At 61.2% G+C, this 9,619-nt stretch carries 9 protein-coding genes and 2 pseudogenes; 4 read left to right on the plus strand and 7 right to left on the minus strand.

Features of this window, described 5'->3' with window-relative positions; translation table 11 throughout:
- The 3 genes and pseudogenes from HY26_RS14910 to efp all read right to left on the minus strand — a co-directional run.
- A pseudogene (locus HY26_RS14910) lies at positions 1 to 481 on the minus strand (DNA polymerase Y family protein); the annotation flags it as partial.
- Positions 372 to 1,112, minus strand: a complete 741-nt coding sequence (locus HY26_RS14915; RefSeq protein ID WP_112073959.1) for an ImuA family protein — start codon at positions 1,110 to 1,112, stop codon at positions 372 to 374. The pseudogene HY26_RS14910 and the gene HY26_RS14915, both read right to left, overlap by 110 nt.
- Before the next feature lie 129 nt (positions 1,113 to 1,241).
- Positions 1,242 to 1,814: an elongation factor P gene (gene efp / locus HY26_RS14920; protein ID WP_034767662.1), complete on the minus strand. Its 573-nt coding sequence runs from the start codon at positions 1,812 to 1,814 to the stop codon at positions 1,242 to 1,244.
- Positions 1,815 to 1,963: 149 nt separating this feature from the next.
- Between efp and epmA the strand changes: the two genes are divergently transcribed.
- Complete coding sequence (gene epmA, locus HY26_RS14925; RefSeq protein WP_112073960.1) at positions 1,964 to 2,989, plus strand: EF-P lysine aminoacylase EpmA; 1,026 nt, start codon at positions 1,964 to 1,966, stop codon at positions 2,987 to 2,989.
- Entirely contained in the window at positions 2,986 to 4,023 is a 1,038-nt protein-coding gene (locus tag HY26_RS14930; RefSeq protein ID WP_112073961.1) for a lysine-2,3-aminomutase-like protein, read from the plus strand. Before epmA ends, HY26_RS14930 begins: the two co-directional genes overlap by 4 nt.
- Before the next feature lie 5 nt (positions 4,024 to 4,028).
- On the opposite strand, the gene HY26_RS14935 is transcribed toward HY26_RS14930, so the two are convergent.
- From HY26_RS14935 to HY26_RS14950, 4 genes are read right to left on the minus strand one after another with little or no spacing between them, the layout of a single operon-like run.
- Positions 4,029 to 5,168 (minus strand): ABC transporter permease, encoded by a 1,140-nt coding sequence (locus tag HY26_RS14935; RefSeq protein ID WP_199288560.1) that lies wholly within the window; start codon positions 5,166 to 5,168, stop codon positions 4,029 to 4,031.
- Positions 5,165 to 6,097 carry an ABC transporter ATP-binding protein gene (locus HY26_RS14940; RefSeq protein ID WP_034767667.1) on the minus strand — a complete coding sequence of 311 codons (933 nt, stop codon included), beginning with the start codon at positions 6,095 to 6,097 and terminating at the stop codon, positions 5,165 to 5,167. Before HY26_RS14940 ends, HY26_RS14935 begins: the two co-directional genes overlap by 4 nt.
- Positions 6,097 to 7,050, minus strand: coding sequence for an HlyD family secretion protein (locus HY26_RS14945; protein WP_112073962.1), 954 nt, complete (start codon positions 7,048 to 7,050; stop codon positions 6,097 to 6,099). Before HY26_RS14945 ends, HY26_RS14940 begins: the two co-directional genes overlap by 1 nt.
- A complete protein-coding gene (locus tag HY26_RS14950) occupies positions 7,047 to 7,673 on the minus strand; it encodes a TetR/AcrR family transcriptional regulator (protein WP_034767668.1) in 627 nt (208 codons plus the stop codon). The genes HY26_RS14945 and HY26_RS14950 overlap by 4 nt, the downstream gene beginning before the upstream one ends.
- Before the next feature lie 228 nt (positions 7,674 to 7,901).
- On the opposite strand from HY26_RS14950, the gene HY26_RS14955 reads away from it, so the two are divergent.
- Both HY26_RS14955 and HY26_RS14960 read left to right on the plus strand, forming a co-directional pair.
- Complete coding sequence (locus HY26_RS14955; protein ID WP_112073963.1) at positions 7,902 to 8,255, plus strand: helix-turn-helix domain-containing protein; 354 nt, start codon at positions 7,902 to 7,904, stop codon at positions 8,253 to 8,255.
- A 271-nt stretch (positions 8,256 to 8,526) separates the two neighbouring features.
- Positions 8,527 to 9,619, plus strand: a pseudogene (locus tag HY26_RS14960) (hypothetical protein); the annotation flags it as partial.

Genomic DNA, 9,619 nt, shown 5'->3' on the forward strand with positions numbered 1-9,619 from the left:
AGGCCGCGCCGGGCGTGCCCGCAAAGGCGAGGCGGTGGCCATAGCCAGCCTGCGACACCCGCGCCGACAGGGCCGCGGCCATTCCGGCCTCCCCGCCGAAAAGATGGTCGCAGCCCGTCGTCTCCAGCAGCAGGCCGTCCTTTCCATCTGTGGTCACAAGAGGCGAGAAACGCACCATCCAGTCCGCAAGGGCCAGCAGGGCAGCGGCATCGCTCTCCCGGTCGATCTGCTCCGTCAGCAGGCCCGGCAGCGCGCCGCGGGCATCCTTGAGGCTCAGCCCGGCATGGATACCAGCCGCCATGGCAGGGGCATTCGCCGCCGCGACGGCCAGCCCGTAAGTGGATTTCTCATAGAGAACAAAGGGTTGCGGCTCAGCCGGCCCGGCGCTGGTGTCCGTGTCTTGTGACGAAGGACGGCGCCGGGCGCGGCGCAGCCGATCCAGCGGCCAGTCCGGAAACCATATGGAGAGATAGCGTCTCATCGTTCCACTCAAGATCAAAAGCCTGCCCCACGGCGGCAGGGGTGCTGCGGCAGCGTTCCAGGACGGCGCGGTAACGCGGCTGGCCGGGCGCGCGGGGGTCATGGCGGTTTATCGCTGAAAGCTGTGTGCCGACCCGCCAGCGGGTGGTGGCAGCCGTCGCGCCACTGCAGCTGTGCGGCAAGAGGAGCGTGACCGGCACGCCATGCTTCTCGGATGCCAGCGCGAGGCGGCGCGTGGCCGTAAAATCCGCCTCTTCCAGCTCGACCACGACATGCCGGACCGCGCCGGACATGATGCCTTCTTCCGCACTCCAGAGGGCCTCAGCGGATTTGCGGGCGTCGATGCAGAGCCGCGGTTCCCGGCCGCCGGTCATCTGCTGCAGTGACGCGGCTGGGATGTGTCCGGCATCCCGGGAAACGCTCGTCTGGCAGATCCACAGGCAGGCGCCTTTCTGCGTCGGGTGCAGCATGCCAAGGACGAAGCCGGTCGCAGCGGCCCAGTGGCCATAAGCCGTCTCTGCAACCTCATGCACGCCCTGAACGCCTAGCCCGTAAGGGAAGGCGTCTGGCTGCGCCGGGGCAGCTGTGACAGGCCGGATCAGGCCTCTGGCTTTGAGGGTCGCAATGTCCATTTGTTCTTATTTTGTTCTTTTCTTGTGTGCGAGTCAATTCGGCTCACGCGCGGGCGGAAACCGGGATGCAAACGAAAAGTGCCGGCACAGGGGCCGGCACTTGCTTGATCTGAATGGAGCGATGGTGGCTTAGTCCTTGGCGCGTTCCAGATAGGTGTTGTCTTCGGTGTTGACGATGATGCGCGTGCCAACGTCGATGTGCGGCGGCACCATCACGCGGACGCCATTGTCCAGAATAGCCGGCTTGTAGCTGCTCGATGCCGTCTGGCCTTTCACAACCGGTTCGGTTTCCGCGATCGTTGCCGTGATGCGGGCCGGCAAGGTCGCTGAGACTGGCTCGCCATTGAACATCTGCAGGTTCACTTCCATGTTTTCCTGCAGGAAAGCGGCGTTGTCGCCCAGCATCGTGCCGGAAACGTAGACTTGCTCAAACGTCTCCGGGTGCATGAACACGTGGTTGTCACCGTCCTGGTAGAGGTAGGTGTAGCCGATATCTTCGACGAAAGCCTTTTCCAACTTGTCGGTCGTCTTGTAGGTGTTGACGATCTTGATGCCGTCCGAGATGCGGCGCATTTCGATCGTGGTGGTCGGCGTACCTTTGCCTGGACGGAAGGATTCAGCCTTGAGGACGGAATAGAGCTGTCCGTCGGTATACTCGATGATGTTGCCCCGGCGGATGTTTGCTGCGATTTCGACGGCCATGATGTGTTCCCGAATTGCCCGGACCTGTGCCGGTGCTATAGAGCGCACCGTTTCAGCGCGCTTGATCGGGCTCCGCCATACCGGCACTTGCGTGTTTCGCCAAGCGCCGGTTCACATATTTTGACGTTTGCGGACATTGGGCAGGGCAGATGACTGACGGGAAATGGTGGCATCCGGCGCGGCACAGGGACCGCCGTCCCTTCCTGTTGAAACGCGGGCAGGTGCGCCGCGCGCTGGCCGACTGGTTCGCCCAGGAGGGCTTTCTGGAGGTCGAATGTGCGGCCCTGCAGGTCTCACCTGGGAATGAGACCCATCTCCACGCCTTTGAAACGGCTTTCAGGACGGACGATGGACGGGTCAGCCCGCTTTACCTGCACACGTCGCCGGAGTTTTCCTGCAAGAAGCTCCTCGCAGCGGGTGAAGAGAAAATCGTCGATTTTTCAAGAGTTTTCCGGAACCGGGAGCGGGGGGCGCTGCACTCACCCGAGTTCACGATGATCGAGTGGTACCGTACGGGCGCGCGCTTTACAGACGTGATGTGGGATGCGGTCATGCTCTGCCGGATAGCCCTCGCGGCAACAGGGCACGAGGCGCTGACCTGGCGGGGGCGGACCTGCGATCCGGGCATGACTCCGGAGTACCTTACGCTGACTGAAGCGTTCCAACGGTATGCTAGAATGGACTTAAACGGACTACTGGATGACCGGGACGGATTTCTGTGTGCCGCCCGCGATGCCGGTGTGGGCGTGCCAGACGACGCCTCATGGTCTGATATATTCTCCGCCGTGCTCGTCACCCTGATCGAGCCCGCGCTCGGCGACGAGCGCCTGACCGTGCTCCATCGCTACCCGATCTGCGAGGCGGCGCTGGCCCGTGCCTGTCCGGATGACCCGCGCTTCGCAGAGCGGTTCGAGCTTTATGCCTGCGGCGTGGAACTCGCTAACGGGTTCAATGAACTGACCAATGCTGAAGAGCAGCGCGCGCGCTTTGAAGCGGACATGGATCTCAAGCAGGACCTTTATGGCGAGCGCTACCCGATAGACGAGGACTTCCTCGAGGCGCTGGACTGGATGTCGAATGCCTGCGGCGTAGCGCTCGGGTTCGACCGTCTGGTGATGCTCGCCTCCGGCGCGCGCTCGATACAGGATGTCCAGTGGACGCCGGTGGAGACATGAGCCGGCCGCTCAACACCCCTGAGGCAATTAGAGACGCCGGGCTGCTCTCTGAAGAGGCGGCGGCTGCGCTGGCGCCCGTGGCGGACCGGTACGCGATTGCCGTGACGCCTTTCCTTGTCGACCGCATCGATCGGTCCGATCCGAACGACCCGATTGCCCGCATGTTTGTGCCGCGACCGGAGGAACTCGTCCGCACCCCGGAAGAACTGGCCGACCCGATTGGCGATGCGGCGCATACACCGGTACCTGGTATTGTACACCGGTATCCGGACCGTGTGCTGCTGAAGCCGGTGGCTGTGTGCCCGGTCTACTGCCGCTTCTGCTTCCGCCGTGAAATGGTGGGGCCGGGCGTTGGCGAGACGCTGAGCCCCTCAGAGCTGGATACCGCGTTCGATTATATCCGTATACAGTCAGGTGTGCGGGAAGTAATCCTGACGGGCGGGGATCCTTTCATGCTGTCCCCGGCGCGCGTGAAAGTGCTGACGCAGACGATCGCCGCCATCCCTCATGTTGAGGTCATCCGCTGGCATACGCGTATGCCGGTTGCAGATCCGGCCCGCGTGACGAGCGAATTCGTTAAGGCACTGAAGGCCGATGGCAAGGCGGTCTATGTGTCGATCCATATCAATCATGTGAAAGAACTGTCGCCGGAAACGAAGGCTGCGGCTGCGCGCCTCGCCGAGGCAGGTTTCCCGCTCGTCTCCCAGTCCGTTCTGCTGCGCGGCGTAAATGACCATGTAGAGACGCTGGCTGAATTGATGCAGGCACTCGTGGCCGCGCGCATCCAGCCATACTATCTGCACCATCCGGACCTCGCACCGGGCACCGGTCATTTCCGGGTCAGCGTTGAGGAGGGGCGGGCGATTTACTCGGCGTTGAGAGACCGCGTTTCCGGGCTCGCCTTGCCGCACTATGTGATCGACATTCCGGGTGGCGTGTCTAAGGCCAATGCGGCGCCATCCGATGTGGTGGACACGCCGGATGGCCAGGCCTTGCGTGGCCGGGACGGAAAGCTTCATCCGTACAAGGGATAATCTGGCTAATCGAGTGTCCGGCGGTATCGCAGCATGGCGACACTCACAGCCACAGCCGTAAACAGACACAAGGCGAGGATCGGGCTTTGCAGTTGGGCAAGGCTCGTGTCCTTCAGCATGACGCCCCGCACGATGCGCAGGAAATGCGTCAGCGGCAGGACTTCGCCGATAGTCTGGGCCCATTCGGGCATGCCGCGAAAGGGGAACATGAAGCCGGACAAAAGGATCGATGGTAGAAAGAAGAAGAAGGTCAGCTGCATGGCCTGCATCTGTGTGCGGGCGATGGTTGAGAAAGTAAAACCCAGCGCGAGGTTCGCCAGCACGAAGACCGATACGCCCAGGAACAGGATCCACATGCTGCCGATGAACGGAACGTCGAACAGGACCTGCGCCGCCAGCAGGATGAGGACGGTCTGCCCGGCGCCGACGGCGACATAGGGCAGGATCTTGCCGAGCATGACTTCGATCGGCTTCACCGGCATGGCGAGCAGGTTCTCGATTGTCCCTTGTTCTGACTCCCGCGTCATGGCGATGGCCGTCATCATCACCAACGTCATGGTCAGGATCACGCCCAGCAGGCCGGGCACGATATTGTAGCTGGTCTTTGCCTCTGGATTGTACATCTGGTGGACAATGAGGTCGAAAGGTGGCGGTCCGCCAGTCAGATTGGCCAGCGGGCCTTTCAGATCGTGCCGCAGCGCATCGGTGAGGATTGTCTGGGCAAACGCCACGGCGCCGGAGGCGGCGGACGGATCTGTGGCGTCGGCTTCGATCAGGATTTGTGGGTGTTCGCCCCGTACAAGTTTGCGGGTGAAACCCGCTGGTACCGAGACCACGAAGGCGACTTCGCCGCGGGCGAGCAGGTCGCCCGTTTTGCGCGGGTCGTCCGTCTGCATGACGAAGTCATAATAGTCCGACGTCCTGAGTGACTGGACCATGGTGCGCACGATTGGCGTCTGTTCTTCCACCAGAAGGGCAGCGGGCAGGTGTTTGGGATTCATGTTGATGGCGTAGCCGAACAGGATCAGCTGTATGATTGGTATACCAAACATAACCGCGAAGGTCAGGCGGTCGCGCCGGATCTGCACCGTCTCTTTCATGAACACGGCCCAGATGCGGCCGAAGGAGCGGAGCAGGCCGTTCATGCGTGCACCCGCTTGTCTTCACCCGCTTCAGCGCTGAGCGCGATGAAGGCGTCTTCCAAGCTGGTGCGGACTTCGCTCCAGCTGACATCCTGTGCCTGATGCTTGTCCAGAGCGACCTGGATGGCGGCGCGGTCTTTCCCGCTGACATGAAGGGCAGACCCGAAATAGGCGACGTGTTCGACGCCTGGCTCGTCCTTGATGGCATCCGCCAGGCGCCGGACCCCTTCGCCTTCACCGCGGAAGGTCAGCAAGCCCGACCGGTCGATCACGTCCGGTACCCTGCCTTCGATGATCTTTTCGCCATGGGCAAGGTAGACGATCCGGTCGCACCGTTCGGCTTCGTCCATATAGTGAGTGGAGACGAGCACCGTCATGCCTAGCAGGGAGAGGTGGTGGATCTCGTCCCAGAAATCGCGCCTGGCCTGAGGGTCGACCCCCGCGGTCGGTTCGTCCAGCAGCAGGAGTTTCGGATCGTGCATGGTCACGGCCGCAAGGGCGAGGCGCTGCTTCCAGCCACCGGACAAGGCGCCGGACAGTTGGTGCTGGCGATGTGTCAGGCCGAGCGTCTCGAGGGTTTCGTCAACAGTCTGGTGGAGATGCGGCAGGCGGTAGAGGCGGGCGACGAATTCCAGGTTTTCCCGGATGGTCATGTCGGTCCAGAAGGAGAATTTCTGGGTCATGTATCCGGTTAGTTCCCGGATCCGCGGGGCATCGTGTTGGATATCATAGCCGAGGCACTGGCCCGTCCCTTCGGAGACGCGCAGCAAGCCGCAGATCATCCGGATTGTCGTTGTCTTGCCGGAGCCGTTCGGACCGAGGAAGCCCCAGACCTCGCCGCGCGGCATCTGGATGTCGACACCGGCCACGGCGGTCTTGCTGCCGAAGCGCTTGACCAGGCCATGAACGTCGATGGCGTAGTCACCAGACATTACCAGTTCACCTCCACCGGCAGGCCCGGATGCAGGCCGATGCCCGGCGGCACTCTGGCCTCGACCATGAAGACCAGCTTCTCGCGGGAATGGCGGGCATAAATCACAGGCGGGGCAAATTCGGCTTCATGTGCGATGAACGTTATTTCCGCGTTCACCGGCGACGGAATGCCATCAACCGTCACGGACACTGTTTCGCCGACTTTCAGTTGTGAAAGATCCGTCTCCGGAACATAGAAACGGGCTTTGAGGCCACTATCCGACAGGATAGCGATGACCGGCGTGCCGGGATTGACGAACTCACCCGTGCGGAAAAAGACTTCCTCAATCCGGCCGCTGACGGGCGCAACAGTGCGCCGTTCATTGAGCCGGTATTCCGCGGCTGTCTTGGCGGCTTCAGCGGATTGCGTGGCGGCCTGTGCGGCTTCGCGCGTTGCGTCCCGTGCGGGCAGGGCGGCGACTTCCAGGTCCTGCTCGGCAGCATGAACGGCAGCCATGGCGGCGTCGAATTCCGCTTCGACCGTGTCGCGTTGGGATTTCGGGGCATAGCCCTGTTCGACGAGAGGCAGGATCCGGTCGCGTTCGCTCGTGGCTTTGGCGAGGCGGGCGCGGGCAGCGGACAATTGTGCCTCAAGGCGTTTCATTTCCGGCGGGCGGGCGCCGGTGCTGAGATCGTCCGCTTGCGCCATCGCCTGGCTCAGCCGGGAACTGGCCTCCGAAACGGCAGCCTCTTCCGCAGTGCTGTCGAGCCGGAACAGGAAGGTGCCGGCGTCTACACGGTCTCCCTCTTTTACGGGCTGCTCGACAATGCGCCCGGCAGCCGGGGCGGCGACATATGTCCAGTCCGCTTCGATATAGCCGAGATGGACCGGCTCGTCATTGGGCGTACAAGCGGCGAGCGAGATCAAGCAGGCGCCGGCAATGAGTGTGCGGATTTCAGCGACGTGTTTCATGACGTGGTCCCGATCCGGAGGGCCCTGAGCATGAATTGCTCATGGATTTCGAAAAGCTGGTCGAGATCGACTTCGGCTTCGGATTTCTGATTGAAGACACCTTGCCAGAGCGCGCTGAAGATCACGGGCGCCATGACCAGCCGCGCGGTGAGCTCAGGGTTCTCGATCTTAGCCTCGCCGGTCTCATCGGCTCTTCGCAGAAGTGAGGTGATCATTGACAGGACACGGTCGACCAGTTCTTCCCGGTATCCTCGCACGGTATCGGGGAACAGCTGGCTGTCTCCGACAAGAACTTTGAGCAGGCGTGGCAGTTCCGTTTCCCGGATCAGGTTCGGGGCGAACATGCGGATGCCGTGCAGGGCTTCCTTCAGGGACGCCGCTTCGTGGGTTATCCGTTCGATGATTTCCAGATTGGGGGACGCGAGCGCCTCCACGAGTCCGTGAAAGATCGACTCTTTTGACTCGAAGTAGAGATAAACAGTCCCTTTGGACAATGTGGCCCGCTTGGCGATGTCATCCATCCGCGTTGCGGCAAATCCTTTTTCGAAGAACTCATCCAGCGCAGCGGCGAGGAGGGCCTGGCGTCGCTCGTCCTTCGCTTCATCCGTCCTGGCCCTGCGCATGATCGCACCCTTAATAACTGACCGGTCAGTTAATTAGTGGCGGTGCCTGTCTCTGTCAACGCTGTTACGTATTTGTAATTGCCGGATATTCTATAGCGGACCGGAATCCAGACGCGCTGAGGCACCAGCCCAGGGAGAAGGTGCTGCCGTCTTGGAACCTTCATACATCTGACACGAAACTTTCGGCATGGACTTCTATGGCTGCCGGCGTGGAGCTGGGAAAGTCAGATGCCGAGTGATGATCAATTCGTATATTCGCTGGAACTCAAGATCCTCGATCTCGAAAAGCTGGTGAAGGATCTGGAAAAGCGGATTGGGGACCTTGAATCCAAGCAGGCGTCCGCTGCACAGATTTCCCAGCCTGACGTTCCTGAAGAAGTACTTCAGCAGATCGAGTCGGGAGAGAATGCCATCCGTGCCCTGCGCCAATACCGGCTTCTGACTCAGAAAGAATTGAGCACCCGGTGCGGCATTCGCGCGAACCATATTTCGGCGATGGAGCGTGGTATGCCTTTCGGATTGAAAACTGCCAAACGTCTGGCTGAAGCGTTGGAAGTGCCGGTCGGACTACTGACCAGATAGTGGATGTTTGCGCTTGGTCCATCGTGGGCTATCTGCGCAAAAGGCCATTAGAAACAATACAGTACAACGTCACTCCTTAAGTGCCCTGTGATGGCGCTGCCTGCCGGCTGCGGCCGTTACATAAAGTTTACAAATCAGTTTCGAAAGCGTCTTGAAGCGCTGCAATAAGGCCCGTGGGAGATCGCGGGGTCGAGTCACGGATAGCCGTTCGCTCGCGTAGATCTGACCGAAACTGCGTCTGTTCTGGAGCACACAGGGGAAGATGACGACAATGAGTTTTAGGAAAACATTCAAAAGCGCGATGGCGCGGAGCGTGGCGGTTGCTGCGATCGTTCTTGCGGCAGCTTGCTCGCAAGGCAGCAGCATTTCATCGCCCGGCGCGACTGATGCGGGTACGCCTCCCGGCGGCAGCACCGGTGGAACCGGCGGCGGCACGGGATCGGGTGCAACTTGCCCGTCCGGCTTTACCGAAGGTGCACCGGTCGGCGGTCTCACGACCTGTAACGTTTCGGGTGCGTACCTGACTAATGTCACGCTGACGAATGTCGACGGCATCGCTTATCGCCTGAGCGGCCGTGTTGATATCGGCACCGACGTGGGCGCCGAAGGCAACATTGCCGGCAGCCAGCCTGCGGTCATGACCATCGAGCCAGGCGTCACCATTTTCGGCGAATCCGGCTCCGACTATCTCGTTGTTAACCGCGGCTCGCAGCTTGTGGCAGACGGTACAGCTTCTCAGCCGATCATCTTCACCAGCGCGAACGACCTTGAGCGCCAGGCGGACAGCGATCCGTCGAACGACCTCGGCGGCGACGCCATTTCCGAGTGGGGCGGTCTTGTTCTTCTGGGGCAGGCGCCGATCAACCGCTGTAAGGACGCCGCGACACCGGCCACTGCCCAATGTGAAAACATCGTTGAAGGTGTGACCAATCCGGAAGCCGTTTATGGCGGTGCCGACACCACTGACAACAGCGGTGTTCTGGACTATGTGCAGGTGCGTTTCGCAGGCTATGCCATCAACACGCAAGGCAACGAGCTGAACGGTATCACCTTTGCGGGTATCGGCAGCGGCACGCGCGTCGAAAACATCCAGGTTCACAACAACTCTGATGACGGCGTCGAGTTCTTCGGCGGTAACGTCAACATCAAGAACCTGGTTCTGACCGGCAACGACGACGACTCCATCGATACGGATAACGGCTATAGCGGCCACATCCAGTATGCGGTTGTGGTTCAGCGCGCAAACGGCGGTGACAACATCACTGAGGCCTCTAGCGTCTCCTCTTCGGTCGCCCCGCAATCCAACCCGCAGATCTCCAACTTCACCTTTATCGGTAACCGGACGAATGCTTTCCGCCTCAACA

Origin of the sequence: Hyphomonas sp. GM-8P, from assembly GCF_003263315.1 — a bacterium.
Lineage (GTDB): Bacteria > Pseudomonadota > Alphaproteobacteria > Caulobacterales > Hyphomonadaceae > Hyphomonas.